24 protein-coding genes and 1 pseudogene are annotated in these 23,412 nt (G+C 71.9%); 9 read left to right on the top strand and 16 right to left on the bottom strand.

Translation table 11 applies throughout. The annotated features are described in order from the left end of the window. Positions 1 to 297 precede the first annotated feature (297 nt). Entirely contained in the window at positions 298 to 2,220 is a 1,923-nt protein-coding gene (locus HUG12_RS06360) for a bifunctional metallophosphatase/5'-nucleotidase (protein ID WP_246308149.1), read from the top strand. Positions 2,221 to 2,299: 79 nt separating this feature from the next. Here the strand turns inward: HUG12_RS06360 and HUG12_RS06355 are convergent, their stop codons facing one another. Beyond that, entirely contained in the window at positions 2,300 to 2,686 is a 387-nt protein-coding gene (locus tag HUG12_RS06355; protein WP_179267961.1) for a VanZ family protein, read from the bottom strand. A gap of 140 nt (positions 2,687 to 2,826) precedes the next feature. Here HUG12_RS06355 and HUG12_RS06350 point away from each other — a divergent pair, with 140 nt between their 5' ends. Both HUG12_RS06350 and HUG12_RS06345 read left to right on the top strand, forming a co-directional pair. Next, positions 2,827 to 4,755, top strand: coding sequence for an aldehyde ferredoxin oxidoreductase family protein (locus HUG12_RS06350; RefSeq protein WP_179267960.1), 1,929 nt, complete (start codon positions 2,827 to 2,829; stop codon positions 4,753 to 4,755). 262 nt (positions 4,756 to 5,017) lie between these two features. After that, positions 5,018 to 5,356, top strand: a complete 339-nt coding sequence (locus HUG12_RS06345; RefSeq protein ID WP_179267959.1) for a hypothetical protein — start codon at positions 5,018 to 5,020, stop codon at positions 5,354 to 5,356. Here the strand turns inward: HUG12_RS06345 and HUG12_RS06340 are convergent. From HUG12_RS06340 to carA, 6 genes and pseudogenes are all read right to left on the bottom strand, one after another. Continuing rightward, the gene (locus HUG12_RS06340; protein WP_179267958.1) at positions 5,353 to 5,688 is read right to left on the bottom strand and encodes an AzlD domain-containing protein; all 336 of its coding nucleotides are present in this window, start codon (positions 5,686 to 5,688) and stop codon (positions 5,353 to 5,355) included. The two genes, HUG12_RS06345 and HUG12_RS06340, sit on opposite strands and share 4 nt — an antisense overlap. After that, positions 5,685 to 6,389 carry an AzlC family ABC transporter permease gene (locus HUG12_RS06335; protein ID WP_179267957.1) on the bottom strand — a complete coding sequence of 235 codons (705 nt, stop codon included), beginning with the start codon at positions 6,387 to 6,389 and terminating at the stop codon, positions 5,685 to 5,687. Before HUG12_RS06335 ends, HUG12_RS06340 begins: the two co-directional genes overlap by 4 nt. 80 nt (positions 6,390 to 6,469) lie before the next feature. Next, on the bottom strand, positions 6,470 to 6,931 hold the full coding sequence (locus tag HUG12_RS06330; RefSeq protein ID WP_246308148.1) for a hypothetical protein: 462 nt from the start codon (positions 6,929 to 6,931) through the stop codon (positions 6,470 to 6,472). A 382-nt stretch (positions 6,932 to 7,313) separates the two neighbouring features. Beyond that, positions 7,314 to 7,589: pseudogene (locus HUG12_RS21650) on the bottom strand (ubiquitin-like small modifier protein 1); the annotation flags it as partial. Between the two features lie 147 nt (positions 7,590 to 7,736). Continuing rightward, positions 7,737 to 9,530, bottom strand: coding sequence for a Rieske (2Fe-2S) protein (locus tag HUG12_RS06320; protein WP_179267955.1), 1,794 nt, complete (start codon positions 9,528 to 9,530; stop codon positions 7,737 to 7,739). Positions 9,531 to 9,764: 234 nt separating this feature from the next. Then, a complete protein-coding gene (gene carA, locus HUG12_RS06315) occupies positions 9,765 to 10,829 on the bottom strand; it encodes a glutamine-hydrolyzing carbamoyl-phosphate synthase small subunit (RefSeq protein ID WP_179267954.1) in 1,065 nt (354 codons plus the stop codon). Positions 10,830 to 10,926: 97 nt separating this feature from the next. Here carA and HUG12_RS06310 point away from each other — a divergent pair, with 97 nt between their 5' ends. Continuing rightward, positions 10,927 to 11,340 carry an Lrp/AsnC family transcriptional regulator gene (locus HUG12_RS06310; protein WP_179267953.1) on the top strand — a complete coding sequence of 138 codons (414 nt, stop codon included), beginning with the start codon at positions 10,927 to 10,929 and terminating at the stop codon, positions 11,338 to 11,340. A gap of 36 nt (positions 11,341 to 11,376) precedes the next feature. Here the strand turns inward: HUG12_RS06310 and HUG12_RS06305 are convergent, their stop codons facing one another. Beyond that, complete coding sequence (locus HUG12_RS06305) at positions 11,377 to 12,162, bottom strand: PHP-associated domain-containing protein (RefSeq protein ID WP_246308147.1); 786 nt, start codon at positions 12,160 to 12,162, stop codon at positions 11,377 to 11,379. A gap of 52 nt (positions 12,163 to 12,214) precedes the next feature. Between HUG12_RS06305 and HUG12_RS06300 the strand changes: the two genes are divergently transcribed. Continuing rightward, positions 12,215 to 13,213: a diacylglycerol/lipid kinase family protein gene (locus HUG12_RS06300; protein WP_179267951.1), complete on the top strand. Its 999-nt coding sequence runs from the start codon at positions 12,215 to 12,217 to the stop codon at positions 13,211 to 13,213. 40 nt (positions 13,214 to 13,253) lie between these two features. On the opposite strand, the gene HUG12_RS06295 is transcribed toward HUG12_RS06300, so the two are convergent. The 8 genes from HUG12_RS06295 to HUG12_RS06260 all read right to left on the bottom strand — a co-directional run bounded on the left by HUG12_RS06295 (position 13,254) and on the right by HUG12_RS06260 (position 19,869). Further along, entirely contained in the window at positions 13,254 to 13,988 is a 735-nt protein-coding gene (locus HUG12_RS06295; protein ID WP_179267950.1) for an HAD family hydrolase, read from the bottom strand. Between the two features lie 157 nt (positions 13,989 to 14,145). After that, positions 14,146 to 14,514 (bottom strand): LWR-salt protein, encoded by a 369-nt coding sequence (gene lwrS, locus HUG12_RS06290; protein WP_179267949.1) that lies wholly within the window; start codon positions 14,512 to 14,514, stop codon positions 14,146 to 14,148. A gap of 13 nt (positions 14,515 to 14,527) precedes the next feature. Further along, complete coding sequence (locus tag HUG12_RS06285; RefSeq protein ID WP_179267948.1) at positions 14,528 to 14,806, bottom strand: 4a-hydroxytetrahydrobiopterin dehydratase; 279 nt, start codon at positions 14,804 to 14,806, stop codon at positions 14,528 to 14,530. Between the two features lie 145 nt (positions 14,807 to 14,951). Beyond that, positions 14,952 to 15,866, bottom strand: a complete 915-nt coding sequence (locus HUG12_RS06280; RefSeq protein ID WP_179267947.1) for a DUF7260 family protein — start codon at positions 15,864 to 15,866, stop codon at positions 14,952 to 14,954. A 138-nt stretch (positions 15,867 to 16,004) separates the two neighbouring features. After that, positions 16,005 to 17,318, bottom strand: coding sequence for a glutamyl-tRNA reductase (gene hemA / locus HUG12_RS06275; RefSeq protein WP_179267946.1), 1,314 nt, complete (start codon positions 17,316 to 17,318; stop codon positions 16,005 to 16,007). Next, on the bottom strand, positions 17,311 to 17,964 hold the full coding sequence (locus tag HUG12_RS06270; protein ID WP_179267945.1) for a precorrin-2 dehydrogenase/sirohydrochlorin ferrochelatase family protein: 654 nt from the start codon (positions 17,962 to 17,964) through the stop codon (positions 17,311 to 17,313). Before HUG12_RS06270 ends, hemA begins: the two co-directional genes overlap by 8 nt. Positions 17,965 to 18,292: 328 nt before the next feature. Further along, positions 18,293 to 19,363, bottom strand: coding sequence for a siroheme decarboxylase subunit beta (gene ahbB / locus HUG12_RS06265; protein WP_179267944.1), 1,071 nt, complete (start codon positions 19,361 to 19,363; stop codon positions 18,293 to 18,295). 113 nt (positions 19,364 to 19,476) lie between these two features. Then, positions 19,477 to 19,869 carry a DUF5778 family protein gene (locus tag HUG12_RS06260; RefSeq protein ID WP_179267943.1) on the bottom strand — a complete coding sequence of 131 codons (393 nt, stop codon included), beginning with the start codon at positions 19,867 to 19,869 and terminating at the stop codon, positions 19,477 to 19,479. Positions 19,870 to 20,541: 672 nt separating this feature from the next. Here HUG12_RS06260 and HUG12_RS06255 point away from each other — a divergent pair. The 4 genes from HUG12_RS06255 (at position 20,542) to HUG12_RS06240 (ending at position 23,376) form a co-directional block, all read left to right on the top strand. Then, complete coding sequence (locus tag HUG12_RS06255; RefSeq protein WP_179267942.1) at positions 20,542 to 21,132, top strand: NUDIX hydrolase; 591 nt, start codon at positions 20,542 to 20,544, stop codon at positions 21,130 to 21,132. Further along, positions 21,119 to 21,619 carry a desampylase gene (locus tag HUG12_RS06250; RefSeq protein WP_179267941.1) on the top strand — a complete coding sequence of 167 codons (501 nt, stop codon included), beginning with the start codon at positions 21,119 to 21,121 and terminating at the stop codon, positions 21,617 to 21,619. The genes HUG12_RS06255 and HUG12_RS06250 overlap by 14 nt, the downstream gene beginning before the upstream one ends. Positions 21,620 to 21,643: 24 nt before the next feature. Beyond that, entirely contained in the window at positions 21,644 to 22,423 is a 780-nt protein-coding gene (locus tag HUG12_RS06245) for an SDR family NAD(P)-dependent oxidoreductase (RefSeq protein WP_179267940.1), read from the top strand. 98 nt (positions 22,424 to 22,521) lie between these two features. After that, on the top strand, positions 22,522 to 23,376 hold the full coding sequence (locus HUG12_RS06240; RefSeq protein WP_179267939.1) for a hypothetical protein: 855 nt from the start codon (positions 22,522 to 22,524) through the stop codon (positions 23,374 to 23,376). Positions 23,377 to 23,412 lie beyond the last annotated feature (36 nt).

The raw sequence follows: 23,412 nt of genomic DNA, 5'->3' as shown, positions 1-23,412 counted from the left end.
CCGCCCCGCGCGGTTCGAGGGCAGGTGGGGCGAGCGTTCGACGGATGGACTGGCGAGCGCTCGGGGGCCAGCGCGACGGACGTTCGGGAGCAGAACGGGCGAGCGCGGGAACGGGACCGGCGAACGCGGGAACCGGACCGGCGGACGTTCGGAGGCGTCGGGCGCCCCATGCGTGTCCACTTCACCGGGGAAGGAGGTTCGAGAACCGTACTTCCGGTGGCCGAACCCTGATATACTCACAACTATATAGCTTATTTTTAGATACTTTTTAGTTACCACAACCGGTACCACGTGACGATGCCCCACGAACGCGGTTTCGGCAGGCGGGACGTGCTTCGCGCCGGTGGCGTCGCACTCGGGAGCGGGGCGCTCTCGGGCGTCGCGAGCGCGGACGAGCCGACGACGCTCACGGTGCTCTCGTACAACGACGTCCAGACGGCCGCGGCGGAGGACGGGGACTTCCCGCGGCTGGTGACGCTCATAGAGGAGCGCCGGGCGGCCGCCGACGGCCCGGTGGTCGTCGTCGGGGGCGGCGACCAGGTCGGCCCACACGCGCTCGGCCCGGTCTCCCAGTGGCGCGCGCCGGTGGACGTGCTGAACCACGTCGAGCCGGACGCGGACGTCATCGGGAACCACGAGTTCGACTACGGCTTCGACGAGGTGTCGGCGTTCACCGAGGCCTCCGAGTTCCCGTGGCTCGCGACGAACGTGGTCGACGAGTCGGGCGAGTCGTTCGACGGCACCGAGTCCCACGAGATCGTCGAACGGGGCGGCGTCCGCGTCGGCCTGATCGGCCTCGTCGACGAGGGCGCGACCTACGGGAAGACGAACATCGACTTCGAGGCGGAAGGCGTCACCGTGGCCGACTACACCGAGGTCGGCCCCGAGACCGCGCGGACGCTGAAGGAGGAGGAGGGCGTCGACGCGGTCGTCGCGCTCGCCCACACCGGCGTTCCGGACGCGGAGGCGCTCGCGGAGGCCGACGCGGACGACCACATCGACGTCGTCGTCGCCGGCGACGACGAGATCCGCTACCCGCCCGCGGAGACGAGCGGGACGGTCGTCACCGAGGGCGTCGCGCGGGCCCGGTACCTCGGCGAGCTCGAGTTGACCGTCGAGGACGGCGAGGTGGTCGACTGGGACGGCCGGCTGATCGGGGTCACCGACGACGTGCCGAAGGACCCGACCGCCTCCGAGATCGTCGCCTCCTACCGGGACGAGGCGAAACTCGACACCGTCGTCGCCACGACCGAAACCCCGCTCGACGCCCGGTTCTCGACGAACTACCACCGCGAGAGCAACTACGGGAACCTCGTGACCGACGCGATGCGCGAGCGGACCGGGGCGGACGTCGCCATCACGAACGCCGGCGGCATCCGCTCCGACGGGGTGTACGGGCCGGGCGAGATCACCGGCGGCGACGTGTTCAACACGCTCCCGTTCGCCAACACGCTCGTCACCGTCGAACTCACCGGCGCCGAACTGGTCGAGGCGCTCGCGAGCCAGGTCGTCACGATGGAGAGCGACACGGGCCAGAACTTCGGCGCCGAGATCTCCCAGCAGGTGAGCGGCGTCCGCTTCGAGTGGGTCCCCCACGAGGACGTCGAGGAGCGGATCCGCGACGTGTACGTCGGCGGGGAGCCGCTCGACCCCGAGGCGACGTACGCGGTCGCGGTCAACAGCTTCATCGCCGACGGCGGCAGCGGCTACCCCCTCGCCGACGAGCCAGCGCTGGAGGAGACCGACGAACTGCTCGCCACGACCGTCGTCGAGTACCTCGACGCCGAGGGGACGGTCGCGCCGCCCGTCGGCGGCGAGGGGCGGATGCAGCGCGTCGACCGCGACCTCGCGGACGCCGAGGTGACGACCGACGGCAACGGGAAGGTCGTCTGCCGGTTCGACGCCCCCGCCGACGTCGAGTCGGTCGCCGGGGACGCGACGACGGTCTGGACGAAGGGGACCGGGCGCGTCGAGGCCGATGGGGCGGTCTTCGACGAGTCCGACGGGACGCTCGTCGTCCGCGTCGACGACGGCGAACTCTCCGACCTCGTCGAGGGGGCCGAGGACGGCGAGACGGCTCCCCTCGACCTCTACGTCGGCTACGAGTCGGCCGAGTACGACCGCGTCTACTTCGAGCACTCCCGGCTGAACGCGGACGTCGAGGCGACGGTCCGTGAGGACGGACGCCGCGGACGGGTCGAGGCCGGAAGCGCGCTCTGAGCCCGGGAAGCATGCTCCGAGTAGGCCGTCGGAGACGGCCGACGACCGGCCGGGGACGTTCCTTCTCCGTGCAGTCGTCTCAGCGGTTCCGCAGTCGCCAGAGGAGGCTCCCGGCCGCCGCGCCGACCGCGTTCGCGGCGACGTCCGCGATCGACGCCGTCCGCGTCGCCAGCGGCGCCTGGAGGAGTTCGACGCCGGCGCCGATGGCGAACCCGACGACGATCGCGGCGAGGACGATCCGCCCGGCCGTCCCCGCTCCCGCCTCGCGCCGGGCCACCCCGGCGCCACGGGCCCGCGCGAACGTCAGCGAGACGGCGGCGTAGCCGACCGCGTGGGCCCACTTGTCGAGGCCGACCCCGACGAGGAGCCGTTCCCGGCCGTCCCCCGGGACCGGGACCAGCGACGCGAGGGCGACTCCGGTTACGACGGCGGCGAACGTTGCCCACCGCTGGTTCGACCCGTTCACGCCCGTATCCCCGTCGCCGTCGGGCCTAAAGGCGACGCTCCCTTGCGGTTCCTGCCGGTCCGGGTACGTAACGAATATCAGTTACAGTACGTTGCCAACGTCTAACACGATGGAGCCCCTTATAATCACTGTACGTTACCATGACCGACCTCGGCGGCTTCAGGGACAACGTGGGCCACGTCGACCTCTCCTCCGGCGACGTGACCTACCGTGGCATCGACGACGAGGACGCGCGCAAGTACATCGGCGCGCGCGGCCTCGGGGTGAAGTACGTGTTCGAGGCGGGGCCGGACGTCGACCCGCTCGGACCCGAGAACCGGCTGTGCTTCATGAACGGGCCGCTCACGGGCACCCAGACCGTGATGAGCGGCCGCATCGCGGTGACGACGAAGTCCCCGCTCACGAACACCGTCACCGACAGCCACCACGGCGGCTGGTCCGGCGCGCGCCTGAAGTGGGCGGGCTTCGACGGCCTCGTGTTCGAGGGGCAAAGCGAGGACCCGGTGTACGCCGTCGTCGAGGACGGCGAACTCGAACTCCGTGACGCCTCCCACCTCTGGGGCTCGGGCGTCCACGACGCCATCGAGGCCCTCGGCGAGGAAGTGGACGGCTCGGTCGGCAAGAACCTCTCCGTGATGGCCATCGGGCCCGGCGGGGAGAACGAGGTGAAGTACGCCTGCATCGTGAACGAGGACGACCGCGCCTCGGGCCGGGGCGGCACCGGCTGCGTGATGGGCAACAAGAACCTGAAGGCGGTCGTCGTGAAGTCGGGCACGAAGATGCCCAAACCCGCGGACCCCGAGACGTTCCAGGAGGGGTACCAGCAGGCGATGGAGGTCATCCGCGAGTCCGACGTCACCGCCCCCAACGAGGGCGGCCTCTCGCTGTACGGGACGAACGTCCTGATGAACATCACCGAGGAGATGGACGGGCTCCCGACGAAGAACGGGAAGTACACCTCGACCGCGTCGATGAACGACGCGGAGGGGTCGACCATCGACGCCGAGGAGGTCTCCGGCGAGAACGTCCGCGAGAACATCCTCGTCGACGAGCCGACCTGTCACTCCTGCCCGGTCGCCTGCAAGAAGGAGGTCGAGGTGGACGTGACCCACAAGGGCGAGGACATGAACGTCCGGATGGAGTCCTACGAGTACGAGTCCGCCTACGCGCTCGGCCCGAACTCGGGCCACACGGACCGCGACGAGATCGGCGTCATGATCGACCGCTGTAACGACATGGGCCTCGACACCATCGAGGCGGGCAACATGATGGCGATGGCGATGGAGATGACCGAGGAGGGCAAGTTCGACGGCCTCGGCGACGGGCTCGAGTGGGGCGACTCCGAGACGATGATCGACCTCCTCGAGGACGTCGCGAACCGCGAGGGCGACCTCGCGGACGCGCTCGCAGAGGGCGCCAACGGCCTCATCGACGGGTTCGGCGCCGCCGACAACTCGCTGGCGGTGAAGGGCCAGTCCATCCCGGCGTACGACCCGCGCTGCATGAAGGGAATGGGCATCGCGTACGCCACCTCCAACCGGGGCGCCTGCCACCTGCGGGCGTACACCCCGGCCGCCGAGATCCTCGGCATCCCGCAGAAGGTCGACCCCTACGAGTGGGAGGGGAAGGGCGAGCTGACGGCGACGTTCCAGGACCTCCACGCGGTGTCGGACAGCTTCGACATCTGCAAGTTCAACGCGTTCGCGGAGGGCATCGAGGAGTACGTGCTCCAGTACAACGGCATGACGGGGCTCGACCTGACCGAGGACGAGCTGTTCGAGGCCGGGGAGCGCATCTACAACCTGGAGCGCTACTACAACAACCTCGCCGGCTTCGACGGCGCGGACGACACGCTCCCCGACCGGTTCCTCGAGGACGGCATCCGCGGCCAGGGCGCAAGCGAGGGCGAGTACTGCGAACTGCCCGAGATGAAGCGGGAGTACTACGACCACCGCGGCTGGGTCGACGGCGTCGTCCCCGACGAGAAGCTGGACGACCTCGGCATCGACATCGGCCCCGGCACGGGCGTGAGTTCGGGCGGGAGCGGCACCGCCCCCGCGGACGACTAAGCACGAACCTCTTCCCACGAACCTCTTTTGCGGGGGGTCTGTCCTCGCGCGTCGGCGAAGCCGACGCGCTGCGGCCAGACCCCCCGCAAAACCCGTTCATGCCAAAAGGGCCGCTCGCTCGGTCGGCGGGGCTTCGCCCCGCCTCCCTCCCTCGCGGTACTGCTGCTGGTGACTAGCGGTTGGTTCGCCTGTCGTGGACTCGCCCGCGAGACCGAGACGTGATTCACCCACCCTTATCACGCTCCGCTTCGCTGCGTGTCCCATGAGCGACTCCCCGCTCCCCGACGCCCTCACGACGAACTCCGCCCTCGTCGCGCTCGTGGTCCTGATACTGATCGTCGTCCTGGTCGGCCTCACCGGGTTCGGCGGGCTACTGGCGGGCGTGTGGTCCCTCGTCTCCGTCGCCGTCACCGCGTTCGTCCTGTACCTCCTCCACCGGTTCGTGCTGGCACACGAGCGCATCGCCGACGCGCAGGAGCGTCGCGCGCGTGCCGCCGAACGAGACGACCGCGTCGCGGCCCCCGGCACCGGATCGACGGGGAACGCACACCTGGACGAGTTCGGGGACGACGACCCGGACCCAGACCCGGGCGGCGCCTAGAGCAGGAACCGCGCGAGGTGCAGGCCCGCCATCCCCGCGCCGACCGTCCACAGCACGTCCTCGGTGTACCACGCCGCCGCGACCGCGGCCGCGCCGCCGACGAGCGTCGGGTCCGCGAGCGCGGCGACCGTCGCCGACGCGGGCACGAAGTCGGGCGCGACGAGCGCCGCGAGCACCGCGGGCGGCACGTACGCGAGCAGGCGCTCGAGCGCGGGCGGCACGCCCTCGACGCGGCCGAACAGGTGGATGAAGGAGAGCCGGATGGCGTACGTCGCCAGCCCAGCGGCGAGGATCGCGCCCCAGATCGCCGCCGGGCCGTAGGTCGTCGTCACGCCGACCCCCCGGACGCGAGCCCGAGCCGTTCGGCCGCGATGCCCGACGCGACGCCCGCCAGCGCGCCCGCGATCAGCCCGGCGTTGAACGGCAGGCCGACGGCGACCACCGCGACGGCGGCCGCGACGAGCCCCGCCGCGACGCTCGGCCGGTCCGAGAGGACCGGCACCAGCAGCGCGAGGAACACGAGCGGGACGGCGAAGTCCAGCCGCCAGGCGTCGGGGACGCCGGCGCCGAAGGCGACGCCGACGACGGTGCCCGCCTGCCACACGAGCCAGAGCGTCGCCCCCACGCCGAGGTAGTAGTACGGCGGGCGCGTCACCTCGTCCTCCCGGGTGTAGCGCGCGACCGCCAGCGCGTACGCCTGGTCGGTGAGCAGGTACGCACAGCCCGCCCGGACCCGTGCCGAGAGCGCGCGGAAGTGGGGCGCGATGGAGGCCGAGTACATCATCATCCGGAGGTTGATGACGACCGCCGTGAGCACCACCACGCCGAGCGCGGCGTCCCGGCCGAGCAGGTCGATGGCCGCGAGCTGGGAGGCGCCGGCGAAGACGACCATCGACATGCCGACCGTCTGGAGCGGCGTGAGGCCGGCCTCGACGCCGGCGACCCCGGCGACGAGCGCGAAGGGGACGATGCCGAGCAGCAGCGGGAGGGTGTCACGGACGCCCGCGCGGAGCTCGGCGAGTCGCGTGTCCATACCTGCGGGCGGTGCCGGCGGGTGAAACCGCCGTCGGTTCCGGTAGAGGAGTCCGGGCGTCCGGCGTGAGGGGAGTCGGGCTACGCCGGGGACGGGCCGACGACGACCGCCTCGCGAAGCTCGAGCGCGTGCTCGAACTCCTCGCGCCGGTCGAGCTGGGAGCCGAGCCGGCGCAGGTGCTCCTCGTGGGCCCGCCTGAGCGCGTCGGCCTCCCGCTCGCCCAGCCCGAGGTCCCCGCCCAGGTCGGCCCAGTGGCCCTCGGGGACGAGCACCACCAGCGTCCCGTCGCGCTCGTGGACGGCCTCGAACCGCCGCTCGTAGTCGTCGCGTCGCGCCGCGAGTTCGGCGGCTGCCGTCCCCAGGAGCGCCGGGAGCCGCTCGGGCCCCACGCTCGCCTTGGCGGTCGCGAGCAGCAGCGCGTTGCCGTCGATGGGATGGTCGGCCTCCCGTGGGTCGCCCGGCTGCTCCGTGGGACCGGCGTCCGAGTCGGCGCCCGCGTGCGAATCCGGGTCCGCGTCCGAGTCCGGATCGGGGTCGGTCATCTCACCCCCCGGCGCGCATCGCCTTCCGGCCGAAGGCGGGGACCAGTTCCTCGAGCGTCGCGGACTCGCCCGTGAACCGGACGGTCACCTCGGTGAGCGTGATGCTCCCGGCCGGGCTCACCGTCTCCGTCTCGAGGGTCGCCCGCCAGCCGTCGCCGACGACCTCGGTCGCCTCCTCGTCGGGGCGGTCGGTCTCGCCGCCGAGGTTCCGCAGGTAACGGACGGCGAGCCGGCGGGAGATGCCCCGGTAGGCCTCGACCCATTCCGCGTCCCCGGACTCCCCTCCGGCGGGAACGCCCTCGCCGGTCGCGGTCCCCCCGTCGGCGGCGTCCGCGTCCCCTCCGGTTCCCTCCTCGTCCCCCGGACCGGCGGCGTCGGCCGCGCCGCCCGCGACCGGCGGGAACACGGCGAGCGTGTCGCCCTCGGAGAGCTCCGTGTCCGGCCCCTCCATGTGGAGCACCTCGCGCCCGTCGAGCAGGACGTTGATCTGTGGGCGGAGCTCGCCGTCCTCGAGGAGCTGGCCCTCGAGCCCCTCGTACTCGGCCTCCAGGTCGGCCAGCACGTCGCCCACCGTGGCCCCCTCGGGCACCTCCCGCTCGGTCAGCTTCGAGCCGACCGCCTCCCGGAAGGTGGCGAAGAACTTCAGCGTGAGTTGCATCTACGTGGGGGGTGGGCGCGGGTGGCCAAAAAGGTGTACCGCGATCGTGGGTCGTTCGTGAACTCGCTGCCGGGGCGTTCGAGGTCGTGTTCCCCGGCTGCGAGCCCGAACCGGAACCTGCAACGGAGCTCCCTGGCCGTACCCGCACTAATCGTCCGCGGTCGCCTCCACGTCCGGGTCCGCCTCCGACTCCTCGCCGTGCAGCTTCTCGCCCCGCAGCAGGCGGGCGGCGATGCTGAACGTCTGCTCGCGCTCGCGCCGCGTCGGGAAGTGGGCGGCCATGTACCGGGCCGCGGCGACGAGCATGTCCCGCGCCTCGGGCGGGATCTCCCCGCTCCCGTCGTACCGGCGGTCGAACTGCCGGCACGCCGCCTCGTACGCCTGGAACGTGTGGAACCCCGCGTCCTCGCGGAGGAGCGCGTGGCCGAGTTCGGCCTTCAGTTCGGCCGGGTCGCCGCCGCCGTCGAGGAAGTGGGCCGCGTGGGCGGCCGCGGCGTTCACCTCGCCCTGCTGCTCGAAGCGGAGGAGGAGCTGTTCGAGCGCCTCCGCCGGGTCGGCGTCGGGCTCGACCGACGGCTCCGGCGCGGGCGGCGTGTTGAGGAACCGGTCGAGGTAGACGTTCACCGCGGCGTCGAACACCCCGCGGTACAGTTCGGTCGCGTCGGTTCGCTCCGCGGCGCGGTGGACCGCGTTCGCGTAGGTGAACGTGTGGTGGACCGTGTTCCAGTCCGAGAACTCGTTGCCCGTCGAGAACAGCGCGACGCGCTTGCCCGCGGCGTGGGTCACGGCGGCCGCGAGTTCCTCGACGGTGGCGCCCCCCCGGATGGCCGACTCCAGCGCGTCGAAGGCGACCTCCGGGTCCGCCGAGTGGAGGCGGTCGGTGAAGTCGTCGGGTCGCTCCCACGTCTCCCCCTCTCCCGCGGCGACGAGGTCGTCGAGGCGGTCGAACGAGTCCTCGCACATCGCCGCGAGGTCGACCGGCTGTCGCCACGAGGAGCGCTCCTCGGCGCGGTCGGCGGTCGCGAGCCCCCGGACCAGCGAGGCGAGCACGTCGTCGGCGTGCTCGTGGTCCCAGCCGATCAGGTCGAGCGCCTCCGTGGCCTTGTTCACGAAGTCGAACGCGTGGCCCGTGTCGAGGTAGCGGTGGTCCGTCGCGGCCGAGACGAGCAGTTCGGTGAGCTCCGCCTCGTCACACCCCTCCGCGACCGCCGTGCGGAGGACGCGCTCGGCGCCGTCGGCGTCCCGCACCTCGACGTTCTCGCGGAACCAGGACTTCAGCCGCGAGAAGGGGACCTCGCGCGCCTCGAACTCCTCCTGGTCGAACTTCGGCGGCTGGTCCGCGCAGTCGCTCGCCACCTCCGTGAGCCCCTGGAACAGCGCGCGCTTGCGGTCCTCCTCCTCGAGGTCCGGCAGCCGGTTCGCGAGCGCGACGAGGATGGTGAGCCCCGAGGACCATCCGCCCTCGCGGTAGCGCGTCCCGAACAGCACGCCCGTCTCGACGGTCTCGGCCGCGTCGACGCCGGCGTCCTGCAGCGCGACGGCCGACTTCGCGAGCACGAGGCTCAGGTTCTGCTCCAGTCCGTCCTCCAGGCGGCCGCGCCAGTGGACCCCCGGCGGCTCCGACCGCTTCGGCTGCGGATCGACGTACACCACGCCGTCCCGGATCTCGGTCGTGTACGTGTCCACGTCGTCGGCCCACGGGTCGAACGTGTCCCCGCAGGAGAGTTCGAAGCGCGCGTGGTGCCAGTGGCACGTCAGCACCCCCTCGTCGACGCTCCCCTCGGTGAGCGGGAAGCCCATGTGGGGACACCGGTTGTTCACCGCGCGGACCTCGCCCTCGTGGTGGAACAGCGCGATGGGCGTGCCGTCGGCCTGCATCAGCGCTCGACCCTCCTCCTCCAGTTTCGCCAGCGGGACCGCTTCGTGGAAGGCGTCTGCCATGGAGCGAGATACGCTACCACCACCCATGAACGTTCCCGGAAGGGCGTTTTTGTAATTTCAACATCACATCCACGGTGCGGTCGTACCAGCAGCAGTACTGCGAGGGAGGGAGGCGCGGCGAAGCCGCGCCGACCGAGCGAGCGGCCTTTTTGGCATGAACGGGTTTTGCGGGGGTTCGACGAGCGAGCGCGCCGAAGGCGCGCGAACGAGGAGGACCCCCGTAAAAGAGGTTCGTTAATCCGCGGCGACGGGCGTGCGCGATCGCCCCGTGAGGTCGAGCACCTCGTCGAAGAAGCCGAGCGAGTCGTGCGGGCCGGGGTTCGCCTCGGGGTGGTACTGCCGCGTCACGACGTCGTACTCCTCGCTCGCGAGCCCCTCGGCGGTGTCGTCGTTCACGTTCACCTGGGTCACGTCGAGCCTGCCGGGGTCGGCGACCGAGTAGCCGTGGTTCTGGGTCGTCATCACGACCGTTCCGGACTCCAGGTCGCGAACCGGCTGGTTCACGCCGCGGTGGCCGAACGCCATCTTCTCCGTCTCGCCGCCGAACGCGCGGGCGACGATTTGCTGGCCGAGACAGATGCCCGCCAGCGGGAGTTCGCCAACGAACTCCTCGACGAGCGACTGCGTCTCGCCGAAGTTCGCCGGGTCGCCCGGCCCGTTCGAGACGAACAGCACGTCAGGGTCGAGGTCGGCCACGGTCGCCGGGTCCGCGTCGTACGGCAGGACGTGGACGTCGGCGCCGCGCTCCGCGAGCGAGGAGGCGATCGAGCCCTTCGCGCCACAGTCCACCAGCGCGACGTCGTACTCCCCCCCGCCCGTGACCGTGTAGGGTTCGGGCGTCGACACCTGCGCGCCGATATCCGTGTGCTCGCTCATCCCCTTGCACTCGGCCAGTTCCTCGCGGGCGGCCTCGGGGGTCGCGTCCTGGCCCGCGGCGATGCCGCACTTCATCGCCCCCTCCTCGCGGACGGAGGTGACGAGTTCGCGCGTGTCGAGGTGGTCCACCGCGGGCACGTCCTCCCCGGCGAGCCACTCGGCCACGTCGTCCGTGAACTCGCGCGCGACGGCGGCGCGCGGGTGGACGCGGTCCGACTCGAACCGCTCGTCTCGGACGCCGTAGTTGCCGATGAGGGGGTAGGAGAACGTGAGGACCTGCTCCTCGTAGGAGGGGTCCGTCAGCGACTCCTCGTACCCCGTGTACGCGGTCGTGAACACCAGTTCACCACGTGTGCGGCCGGGCGAACGGCTCCGTGCTTCGAACACGCGGCCGTCCTCCAGCGCGACGTAGGCGTCCGCCATTACGAGATACGCACGGACGCCGGCACAATAAGTGCGTCGTTCGAAGCATGGTTACGAAATTCGTAATCGGTAAGGCCCCCGGGCGACACGGCCGTGTATGGACGACCTCGATCGGCGCATCCTGAACGTCCTCAGGCGGGACGCGCGGACGCCCTACACCGAGATCGCCGAGCGCGTCGGCACCAGCGAGGGCACCGTTCGCAACCGGGTCGACCGGATGACCGAGGAGGGGGTCATCGAGCGCTTCACCGTCACCACGCGGACGGGGAACGTGAAGGCGATGGTCGAGATCAGCGTCGACATGAACGTCAACACGAGCGAGGTGTCCTCGACGCTCGCCGAGTGGGAGGAGGTCGACTTCGTCTGGCAGGTGTCCGGCGAGGAGGACATCGTCCTCATCGTCGACTGCGTGGACACGCGCGCGGTGAACGAACTCATCACCCGCGCTCGCGAACTGGCGGAGGTCGAGGGGACGAAGACCCGACTCATCCTCGACGAACGGCTTGGGTAGTCGCCGGCGGTACCCGGGCTCCGACCCGACGCTTCGCTATTCGTCGCCGCTCTCGCGCGTGCCGCTCCCGCCCGTGCTGCTCTCGCCCGCACCGTTCCCGCCCGCGCTGCTCTCTCCGTCGCGCGTCCCGCCGGCGGTCCCCCTCGCCGACGCCTCGCCCTCCCTGGCCCTGAGCCACCGGCGCCCCCTGTGTACGGCGGTGTACCCCCGGTCGATGAGCCGGTGGGCGTGGCCGAGGTTCGAGACCGGCGAGACGCGGCCCGCGCGGATCGCGTCGGCCACGTCGGCCGGGTCGGAGGTGTCCGCCTCGAGGACCGTGTACGCCCGCCCGACCTCGATCGGGTAGTGCGCGTCGCTCCCGCCGACGACCGGGAGGTCGCGACGGTCGGCGAGTTGCAGCGTCCGGGCGTCGTGCTCCGGGTTCTTCCCGTTCAGCTCCACGGCGTCGAAGTCGGCCTTCGACTCCCGGGCGGAGCTGTTCCGGAACGGGTGCGCGAGGACGGCCGCACAGCCGCGGTCGTGAGCGCGGTCGACGAGTTCGCCCGGCGTATACTCCCCGGGGGTCGTCCGTCGCGGCGGGTCGGGGCCGACCACGACGACGTGGCCCATCGTGGTGGACACCTCGACCCCGGGCACGACCGGGAGGCCGGCGTCCCCGACGTAGGCGTAGTCGTGGTTGGTGACCGCAAGCGCGTCGAGCCCCCTGAGGCGGGCGACGAGGCCGTGCAGGCGGAGCCCGACGGGGTCGTACGGCGTCGACCGGCCGACGAATCCGTGGAAGAACCGACTGTGGTTGTGGAGGTCGACCGCGAACTCTGGCACTGGGGGCGGTAGGGGCCGACACGGCTTTGCAGTTGTGGGCGGACGTGGCCCCATGGGAAGTCGCGTCCTCGTCCGGAACCCGGAGAGCGGCGACCAGCGACGGAGCGTCCAGGCGGCACAGGAGGCCGAGGAGCGCGGGTACGAGGTGTTGAACACCTCCGAGGAGGGCGAGGAGGTCGACCTCGCCCGGGAGGCGGCCGCCGGCGGCGCGGACGTGGTGGTCGCCTGCGGCGGCGACGGCACCCTCAACGGCGTGGCCCGGGGGGTCGACCGGGCGGGACGGCTCGAGGAGGTCACGCTCGGCGTGGTTCCGGCCGGCACCGGGAACGGCTTCGCCGGCAACGTCGGCATCGACGGGGTGACCGAGGCGTTCGAGAGCGTCGAGGCCGGGCGGACGCGCCGCCTCGACGTCGGGATGGCCGACTGGTCGGGCGAGTCGGGCCGCGGCGACGGGAGCGACGCCGGATCGTCGGGAGCGGGAGACGCGGGGCTGGCGGGCGGCGACGCCGACGAGACCGCCCGGCCGTTCCTGAACTCCTGTATCTGCGGGCTGACGGCGGAGGCGAGCGCGCGCACGGAGCCGGCGCTGAAACAGCGGCTCGGCGTCCTCGCGTACGTGTTCACGACGCTCCAGCACACGGGCGACTTCGAGGGGCTCGAACTCGACATCCGCGCCGGGTCCGAGAGCGACCCGGTGTGGTCGGGCGAGGCGGCCCTGCTTCTGGTCGGGAACGCCCGGCGGTTCCCCAACCGGCAGGCGAACGTCGAGGACGGGAAACTGGACGTGGTGGTCATCGAGGACGCACCGACCATCGACTACCTCGCGCGCGGCGCGGTCGAGCGACTCTTCCAGGGGGAGGTCTCGCATCTCACCCGGCTCCGGGTCCCCTCGCTCGTCGTCGACGCGGGCGAGCCGCGGCAGTTCTCGCTCGACGGCGAGATGGTCGAGCGCGAACGGCTCGAGATCACCACGCGCGAGCGGGTGATGGAGTTCGCCGTCGGGGAGGGCTACGATCCGAACCCCGTCGACGACCGGGCGGACGGCGAGTAAACCGGCCGAGCCATCCGGGCCGAGCGGGCCGATCGGACCGTCAGGGACCCCGGTCGCCGACCTCCACGCCCGAGGAGCCGGCGGGGTCGGCGAGGGTCGCGCCGGTCGGGGCGTCGCGGTCGGCCTCGCCGCGCGGGAGTTCGTCGAAGCTCGCGACGCGGTGGTCGGCGCGGACGCAGCGGCCGCGCTCGTCGTAGCCGTGGCGCTCGACGTGGACCGCGTCGAGGCCGGCGTTCCAGGCCGCGCCGACGTCGCTCGCGCCGTCGCCCAGCAGGACGCCCTGCTGGGTCGCCGCCTCGACGCCGAGCGCGCTCATCGCCGCGTTCACGGGTTCCGGGTCGGGCTTCCAGCCGGTCTCCTCCGAGCAGGAGAGGACGACGTCGAACCAGTCGGTGAGATCGAGGTGCTCGACGACGGGGTCGGCGAGGAACTCGGCGCAGTGGGTGACGACGCCGACTGGGACCTCCCGCTCGTGGAGCGCCGTGAGCAAGCGCGCGGCGTCCTCGTGCAGGTAGGTCGCCTCGGCGCGGGTCATGGGGTCCTCGACGGCGTGGAACGCGGGCCAGAACTCCGCGGGGTCGATGCCCCACTCGCGGAGTATCGGGTCGCGCGAGCCCTCGAGGCCGTGCCAGAGCACCTCGGCCTGGCGGTCGGTGAACTCGCGACCGAGGCGGCCGCCGACCCGGTCGAACACCTCGCGGGTGTAGGTCCAGTCGGCGTCGACCACGGTGCCGTCGAGGTCGAACAGCCAGAAGTCGTAGGCGTCGGGGACCATTCGGGAGGGACCAATAGGGCGTTCTCCGTTAAGTGTCTTGCCGTGGTTCTCGACGGGTGCTCACCGTGGGCGTGTTCGGTCCTTCGGTCGGGCCGGTCGTCGCTGGGAATTTCGATCCGCTCCACGACCCATGCATAGCTCTACGAATCGAACCGACTCACCGAACGTGGATCGAGGAGCCGAAGTACTTGTGTTTCACCTCCGTGACCGAGTCCGCCCGGAACGCCGCCAGGTCCCGACCGATCTCGTCCTCCAGCGCGTCCAGGTACGCCTCATCGGTCTCGAACTCGCTGAACGTCGCCGACAGCACCTCCACACCCTCCGGGAGCCGCTCGGCGACCAGTTCACGGGCGTACGTCGAGTCGTTCTCCTCCCCGCGCCAGAGCGCGTCGCGGAACAGCAGCCACCCCTCCTCGCCGGGCGTCGCCGCCGGCACCCGCGCGGTCGTCTCGAACTCCTCCGGGTCGAGCCGCACCCCGCGCGGCGAGAGGGTGAACCGGACCCGGAAGACGTAGGCCGCCTCCATCACGCCCCCGCCATCAGTCCGCGAGCTCGTCGAAGCGCTCGGCGAGGTCGATGTCGCTGTCGGTGATGCCGCCGGCGTCGTGGGTCGTCAACCGGGCCTCCACCTCGCGCCAGCCGATGGTGAGTTCGGGGTGATGGAACGCCTCCTCGGCCAGCCCGCCGGCCCCGGCCGCGAAGCCGACCCCCTCGAGGTAGGAGTCGAACTCGTACGTCCGGACGATCTCGTCGCCCTCGCGCTCCCAGTCGGCGGGTAGCCGCTCCGATACCTCCTCGTCCGAGAGTAGGTCTGCCATGTGGGAGTGTGTCGCGGGCGAGGGGGAAAAGCGCTTCCCGGATCGTCGACCGACCCGGTCCGGATCGTCGGCCGACCCGGTCCCGGGACGGGGCCGGTGCTCGAACCACGACCGGGCGTTCGGTTCCGACGTCGGGGCCCGACGGTCAGCGGTCGCTCGCCGCGCTCGCGAGTTCGTCCTTCGCGTCCGCGAGCGCCGAGAGCGTCCGCGTCCCGGCCGCGAGCACGGGGTACGGCGACGGGAGGCTCCCGTAGAGGTAGTCGTACCAGAACGGGCGCTCGGACTCCCGCTCGTGGACGGTCGACTGCCGGTCCGCGAGCAGCGACTCCACCTCCCGCTCGTGGTACTCCAGGCGTTCGAGGTCGGCGACGAAGTCGCGGTAGCTCGACCGCCGGAGGTCGCGTTCGTCGATCTCGTCGGCCGCGGCGACGGCGGGCGCGAGCGCGTCCTCGGCGGCCTCGATCGTCGCTTCCTCGCGGTCGAGCGCCGCGAGCAGTTCGTCGCGGTCGCGCCGGGCCCGCTCGGCCCCGGTGGCGAGCGCGGCGTGGAGCTGGGGGGTGAGCGTCCCGCCGTCGGTCAGGGCGCTCGCGACCGTCTCGGAGAACTCCGCGCCGACGTTCTCCGCGAGCGACTCGTCGTACTCCTCCTCGTAGTGCGAGGTCGCCATGACGGTCTCGCGGTAGGCGCGCCGCGCGTCGGCCAGCGAGGCGTCGTTCGCGACCCCGCCGCCGGCGACGGCCATCACCCCTCCTCCGCCCGGCGTCGGGTCGGGTGGCTGCGGGTCCGAGGGGTCGAGCCCGGCGACCCGCTGGCGGAACTGCCGGAACGCGTCCCGCTCGGCGCGGGTCCGCGTCCGCTCGGTCCCGAGGGCGTCGCGCGCGTCCGACAGCCTGGTGAGAACGAGTCCGGAGAGGAGGAGGAAGAGGGCGGTGACCGCGAGCACCGCCCCGGCCGCGACGAGGTCCGGATGCGCACAGCCGGCCACGTAACAGGCGGACTCGACGCTCTCCTCGACCGAGGATGCGGGGAGGCGTCCGACGCCGCCGGTCGGATCACTCATGGGAACACGTGCAACGGCATCACACATCACCCTTTCCCCGGGTGGAGAGACAGGTCCGCTCTTCCGAGAGGATCGACGCCCCGAGACGACGGCCGAACGCGAGCCGGTCGGATCCTGCAGGGCGCAGTCGTCCGGAAGTCAGTCGTCCGAGAGACGGTCGGCGACGCCCTCCCGGGGGGTCATCCCCGCGCCGTCGTCGGACGCGACCGGCACGTCGAACTCGGGGTCGAACAGGCGGATGGCCGTGTGGATGGTGGTCCAGTCGTCCTCGAGGGCGGCCTCGCGGAGGCTCTTGGTCGGCGCGGCGAGCAACTGGCCGACGAGCGCGTCCGCGAGCGACTCGACGGTCTCGCGCTGCTCGTCGGTCAACTCGCCCTGGGCCTCGAGTTTCGTGAGTGCACGGTCGAGCTCGCGCGCCTTCGTCACCTCGGCGCCCTCGTACATGGCCGAGATGGCCTCGTCGGCGCGCCTGCGCTTGAACGACGCGAGCAGGCGGTCGAGTTCGGCGTCGACCATCGCCTCAACCCGTTCGGCCTCCGCGCGGCGGCTCTCCCGCGTCTCGGCCGTGACCGCCTCCAGCGCGTCGAGGTCGTAGACGGCGACGCCCCCGCCCGCCGCCGCGGGGTCGACGTCCCGCGGCTGGGCGAGGTCGATGCACACGGTCTCGCCGGCGTCCGCCAGGTCCTCGGGGCCGAGGACGGGGCCGTCCGCACCGGTGGCCGCGACGAGCACGTCCGCCTCGCCGGCGACCGCGGGGGCCTCCTCGATCCCCACCGCCTCGGCGGCCACGTCGAGTTCGCACGCGACGTGCTCGGCGTGGGGGACCGTCCGGTTCGCGACGACGATCCGGTCGACGTCCGCCTCCGCCAGCGCGCGTGCCGTGAGCGTGCCCATCTCGCCGGCGCCGAGCACGAGCGCGGTCGCGCCCGTCAGCTCGGTCTCCCGGGCCGCGAGGTCGACGGCCGCGGAGCCGAGCGAGACGACGCCCTCGTTGATGGCCGTCTCGGTGCGGGCGCGCTCGCCGACGTGGACCGCCTTCGTGAGCGCGTCCTCAAGCGTCTCTCCGATGCCGCCCGCCGCGCGTGACTCCTCGATCGCGCGTTTCAGCTGGCCGACGATCTGGTCCTCGCCGAGGACGAGCGACTCGAGGCCCGCGGCGACGCGCATCAGGTGGCGGAGCGACCCCTCGTGGTCGAGGTGGACGACCGCGCCGTCCCTGACCTCGGGCGCGAAGTCCGCGAGCGCGCGGGCGCCGTCGGCCGCCTCGTCGGCGACGACGTACGCCTCCGCCCGGTTGCACGTCCGCACCGCGAACGCCTCGGTGACGCCATCGCGTGCGAGCAGCCGCGAGACGACCGCGCGGGCGCTCCCCCCGCCGGCGGCCTCGATCTCGTCCAGGTCGGCGTGTGCGTGGCTGACGCTGACGCCGCAGATGATCCCCGCCTCAGTCATCGAGCACCTCCCGCGTCTCCTCCTGCATTACCCGATTCGCCTCTTGTCGACCGTTTGCGACGCCGTCTTGTAAAGCCTTCCAAACGTCCGACGACTCGACCACCGCCCGAACCGCCTCGTGGCGGGCGGTCGCCGGGACCTCGGCGGCCGCGAGTTCCGACCGGATCTCCCCGGCGAGTTCGGCCATCGCGCCGACGTCCGGGAACTCCGCCTCGATCCGCTCGCGGAGGTGCCGGGAGAGCGCCGGTGCGGTGCCGCCGGTCGCGACCGCCACGGTCACCGGGTCGTCCTCGACGGTCGCGGGGACGACGACGCTCCCCGCGTCGCGCTCGCCGGCCCGGTCCGCCCGGTTCACCAGCGCCCCGGCCTCCCGCGCGGCCGACTCGGCCGCCGCGTTGACCGCCCCGTCGTCGGTGGCGGCGACGACGAGCGCCGGGGCGAGGTCGGCGACGAACTCGCCCACGTCGGCCGGCGTGGGTTCGGTCCGGACCAGTTCCGCGTCGCCGAAGTCCGCGTCCGCGAACGCGGGGCTGACGACGACCGTCCGCGCCTCGCGCGCGAACCGGCGGGCCTTCCGCGCGCCGACCGTGCCGCCGCCGAGGACGAGCACGGTCTCGTCCGTGAAGTCGTGGAAGAGGGGGATCATCTGCGCCACCTCGGGGTCGGGGCGGTCGGCGGGTTCGATTCCCGGCCGGCCGGCGGGACTCCCACAGAACCAGCCGCCACGGCGCGCGCGACGCGAGCCCCCTCGTGGGGTTCTCGTGAGCGAAGCGAACGAGAGTACGCGGGTCGAGCGCAGCGAGTCCCGCGAAGCGAGCACACGCGCGCGAGGGACGAGCACCGCAGGCGAGCGACCGCAGGGAGCGAGGCGAGGGGCGCAGCAGTCGCACCGAGCCGAGCGCCGCGGGGGCGTTCGGGACGTTCCCAGTGAAGCGACGGCCGACCCGTTCGAGCGATCGAGCTCATCCGAACGATCACTCCACGGTCTTCACGTCGGCGCGCTCGTCCAGCCTGATCCCCGTCTTCTTCAGGATGCGCGTCGAGAACAGCGTGTCCCAGTCGTCCTCCCCGACGTCCCAGAACTCCGTCATCGTCTCGCGCACCTGTTCGACCCGGCGCTCGCTCTCGGCCTCGTCGCGGCCGTGGGTCATCGCGAAGAAGTTATACGGCCAGACGCCCTCGTGGCGCGGCCGGTGGTAGCAGTGGGTGACGAAGCCGAGCGAGGCGACCGCCCCGCCGACCTCCTCCAGAACCCCGTCGGGCACGTCCCAGACGGTCATCCCGTTCTCCGTGTAGCCGAGCGCGTAGTGGTTCGGGATGACGCCGACGCGTCGCACCTTCCCCTCCCGGTCGAACCGCTTGATCGTCTCCACGACCCACTCGGTCGGCTGCCCGAGTTCGGCCGCGACGTCGGCGTACGGGGTCCCGGTGATCGGCAACCCGCCCTGGATCTCCACCACCAGGTCGCGCTCCTCGGGCGTGATGCTCCGGTCGTCGGTCGGCGTCACGTCCGGCCCCAGGTCCGAGAGGTCGAGGTCGCCGTCCGACACGGGTCCGTCGAGCAGGAACTTCGCGCCGACGTGGAATTCCCGCCGTTTGGGGAGGTTGTACGTCTCCTGCCCCGTGTCGGCCTCTATGTCGGCCAGCACCCCCTCGACCCTCGACTCCTCCGCGACGCTGAGCACGAACCACACGTTGAGGTGGGGGTGCTCGCGCTCGTAGTTGTGCGCGACCTCGCGGTAGCCGTTCACGGTCTCGACGACCTCCTCGAACCGCTCGGGGGGCGCGTGCATCGCGACGAGCGTCGCGGTGCCGCCGATCTCCTCGGCGTTCACGAGCGCGCCGAACCGCGAGAGGACGCCCCGTTCGTCGAGGTCGCGGACGGCCGCGAGCACGTCGGGGCCGGTGGCGTCCACGCCGCGCTCGCGGAGCGCCGCGGCGGCCGGCTCCCACGGCCGTTCGACCACGGGGAAGCCGCCCTGGAAGGCGTTGACGACGGCGCGGTCGAGCGTCGAGAGGTCGGCGTCGGACTCGACCCGGTTCATGTCCACGGTTCGGGACGGGCGGGGGATAAGCGTCGCGCTCCCGGACTTTCCGGCGGGAAGCTCGGAGATCGGGCGGGCGGGCCGGGTCGGCCGGGGGTCGGACGGACCCCCGATCAGGGGACGACCGTCGCGCCGTGGCCGAGATCCTCGACGCCGGCGGCGATGGCCTCGGCGTCGGCGGTGGCCTCGAAGTAGAACACGATGTCGAAGGTGCCCTCGCGGAGCAGCTGCTGGCACTCCCAGACGAACTCCTCGTCCTCCAGGGTGAGCCCCTGGAACTGGTTCGAGGCGAAGTCGGTGTCGTCGTTGCCGGCGTAGATGTACGTCTCGCCCTTCCCCGCGTGCTCGGCGATGACCTCGTTGAGGTCGACGGTGAGTTCGTGCATCTCGAGGTCGTCCTCGCTCCCGAGGTCGGTGTGGACGATGACGCCCTCGAGTTCGATGTCGCCGGGTTCGAGCAGCGCCTTCGTCCGCTCGTAGAGGTCCCTGTCGAGCGCGTCGGTCATTACGGTTGGTTCCGGGCGTCGAGGATTTACGGCTGGCGGTTCGCTCGCCCCGATTCCTCGTTCGCTCCGATTCGTCGAGTACGTACGGTGGGGTCACCACCGTCTCGAAAGCCCCTTGCCTCCTGCGCTACCGGAAGACGGTCCGGGCGTGCGGCCTCGCTCCGCTCGGGCGGTCCGGGCTGCGACTTCCGTTGTCACCCTCGCTTCGCTCGCGGGACTCCCGCGGACCGCGCTTCGCTCCCTCGCCCTGCGGTGCTTGCGGATCCGGGGTTCGCGCAGGAGGCCGGCCCCGTTCAGTCCCACCCGTGGGACGGTCGGTAGTCGGGCCTGCCGCGCTCGGTCGGGAAGCCGGCAGGGCGGGACTGGAAGGGGCCGCGGGTCTCGGCGCTGTTCTCGTGAGCGCAGCGTACGAGACTCAGAAGAGGAGCGGAGCGAGACTTCCGTAGGCGCGGACCGCCAAGCACCGCAGGAGCGCAGTCGGCCGCACCGAGCCGAGAGCCGCGGGGGCTTCCGGGACGTTCCCGACGGCACCAGCGACCGATCCAGGGACTTCGCCGCAGGCGGGCGGTTCGGAGACGTTCCGAACCTCGACGGCGAAGTAGAGGCGGACGAACCCCGACGCAAGCACGGATGGACCGAAGTTGTCTTGGTCCCACTCGAACACCCACGACCATGAGCACGGACGACGCGGGCCCCCGAGCGGACGTCGCGAGCGGCGCGGAGCCGGACCACGAGAACGCGCTCCAGGACGTCGTCGCGGTCGACGCCGACGACGAGCCCGAGGGCGTGGTGAACCGACTCGAGGCCCACACGGGCCACGGCGTCCGCCACCGGGCGTTCACCTGCCTCGTCTTCGACGCCGACGGCCGCATTCTGCTGGGCCAGCGCGCGCCCGGCAAGCGCCTCTGGGGCACCTACTGGGACGGCACCGTCGCCTCCCACCCCGTCGAGGGCCAGTCGCAGGAGGCGGCCACCCGCGAGCGACTCGACGAGGAACTCGGCATCACCCCCGACCAGTACGACGACCTCCGCGTGACCGACCGGTTCGAGTACAAGCGCTACTTCGAGAACGCCGGCCTCGAGTGGGAGGTCTGCTCCGTGCTGAAGGTGACCCTGGAGGACGACGCGATCGACCCCGACGAGGACGAGATCGCCGGCCTGCTGTGGGCCGACTACGAACACCTCCACGAGCACCCCGAGTGGTACCGCCAGCTACGGCTCTGCCCGTGGTTCGAGATCGCGATGCGCCGTGACTTCGAGTAGCGACCCGAACGACGACGGCCGCGATCCGAACGGCGACGACGGTCCCGCCACGGACGACCGGGACCCCGACGCCGACGCGCTCGTTCTCCCCGCGTCCGTCCGCGAGACGCTCCACGATCGCGCGGCGTCCGGCTTGCCCGAGGAGGTGTGTGGCGTACTGATCGGTCGGCGGACCGACGGCGACTCCGACGACCCGGACCGCGTCCGCGAGGCGGTTCCGGTCCCCAACGTCGCCGACGCACCCGAGACGCGGTACGAACTCGACCCGGCCGCGACGCTCCGGGCCGTCGAGGGGGCCGAGGCCGACGGCGGGGACGTCGTCGGCTTCTACCACAGCCACCCGCACGGCCCGGTCGAGCCCTCGGCGACCGACCGCGAGCGCGCGACGTGGACGGGCCACGTCCACTGCATCGTCTCGCCGGACGACCTCGCGGCGTACCGCTGGACCGGCGACGCGTTCCGGCGGCTCCGGGTCGAAACGCCGTAGTTCCCCCGGCACCGAGCGGGGGACATGAACGACGACGCGGGCGAGGCGGGGGACCCGGGCGGCGATGCCGGCAGGGGACGCGAGGGGGGCCAGCGGACGGCCGAGGAAGCGGAGCCGGAGCTGTACGACGACCTCTCCGGACAGGTCGCGCTCGTGACGGGCGCGAACCGCGGCATCGGCCGGGAGATCGCCACGAACCTCGACGACCTGGGCGCGACCGTCTTCGCCGGCGTCCGGAGCGTCACCTACGACCTCCCGGAGGGGCTGAACCGGGTCACCCTGGACGTGACCCAGGAGGGGGACGTCCAGGCGGCGCTGAACCGGATCGGCGAGGAGGCCGGACGCCTCGACGTCCTCGTCAACAACGCCGCCGTCTCCCACGGGGGCGGACCGCTCCACGAGGAGCGCACCGCCCACCTGAACCACACCCTGTCGGTGAACCTCCGCGGACCCACGTTGCTCTGCAAGTACGCACTCCCGCCGCTCCTCCGAACGGAGTCGCCCCGCATCGTCAACCTCTCCTCCGGGATGGGCGCGCTCGGCGAGGAGCAGTCCGGCGGGTCGCCCGCCTACCGGATCAGCAAGACCGGGCTGAACGGCCTGACGCGGTACCTCCACGGCGAGTACGCCGACGATGGGCTGCTCGCCAACTCGGTCTGTCCGGGCTGGGTGCACACCGAGATGGGCGGCGAGGAGGCGCCCAGGAGCCCCGAGGAGGGCGCGGAGACGCCGACGTGGCTGGCACGGTTCAGATCCGGGCCGAGCGGGCTGTTCTGGCGGGACAGGGCGGTCATCGACTGGTAGCGCCCAGGGGAGCCCGGGAGAAGCCGGCCCATGTCGACGACCGGACCTGTCACCGAACCCGGTACCACTAAATGGGGTCCGTGACTGCACACCGTGCAATGGACGAAGGAATCAGTATTGATAGGCGGAGGGCCCTCCGAACCGGCGCCGCGACGGCGCTGGCTCTGGGAACCGCGGGGTGTACGAGCCTCGGCACCGGTCAGTTGGGACGGTCGAACGGCGGCGACTCGGGCGTCGACCTGCGTTCGATCTCGGTCGGCGAGACGAAGGAGGGACACGTGGACGGGAGCGACGGGACCGACCCCGAGTACGACGACGTGGCCGAACCCGTCGAGTTCGAGATGGACCGGGCGGCGGCAGTCTCCATCACGATGGAGTCGGACGCGATGGACGCCTACCTCGTGCTGGAGGCCCCGAGCGGCAGGGTCGTCGCGGAGGACGACGACGGGGCGTCGGGCTACGACAGCCGGATCGTGTTCCCCGTCACCGCCGGCACCTACACCGTCTGGGCGGGATCCTACGAGGGCGACGCCACCGGCGCGTACACGCTGACTGTGGAGGAGACCGACGATCCGAGAACGGGCGAGGACGGGACGGCCGGGGACGGGGACGAGCCCGACCTCCGCTCGATCTCGTACGGCGAGACGAAGCGGGGGTACGTCGACGGCGAGGACGGACGCGACCCGTCGTACGACGACGTGGCCGAACCCGTCGAGTTCGACGGCGAGGAGGGCGATCGGGTCGCCATCACGATGGTCTCGGACGCGATGGACGCGTACCTGGTCCTCGAGGCCCCATCCGGCGACGTCGTCGCCGAGAACGACGACGGGGCGGCGGAGGACGACAGCCGGATGGAGACCACGCTCCCGGCGTCCGGAACCTACACAATCTGGGCCGGGACCTACGAGGGCGACGCCAGCGGGCCGTACGACCTCACGCTCGAGCGGGTCTGAGCGGCCGGCCGCCGCCGACGGGCCCCGGGCGGTCCG

It is taken from the genome of Halorarum salinum (genome assembly GCF_013402875.1).
Lineage (GTDB): Archaea > Halobacteriota > Halobacteria > Halobacteriales > Haloferacaceae > Halorarum > Halorarum salinum.
Note: the sequence above shows the minus strand (reverse complement) of the source record. Positions and strands in the feature narration are given on the sequence as shown.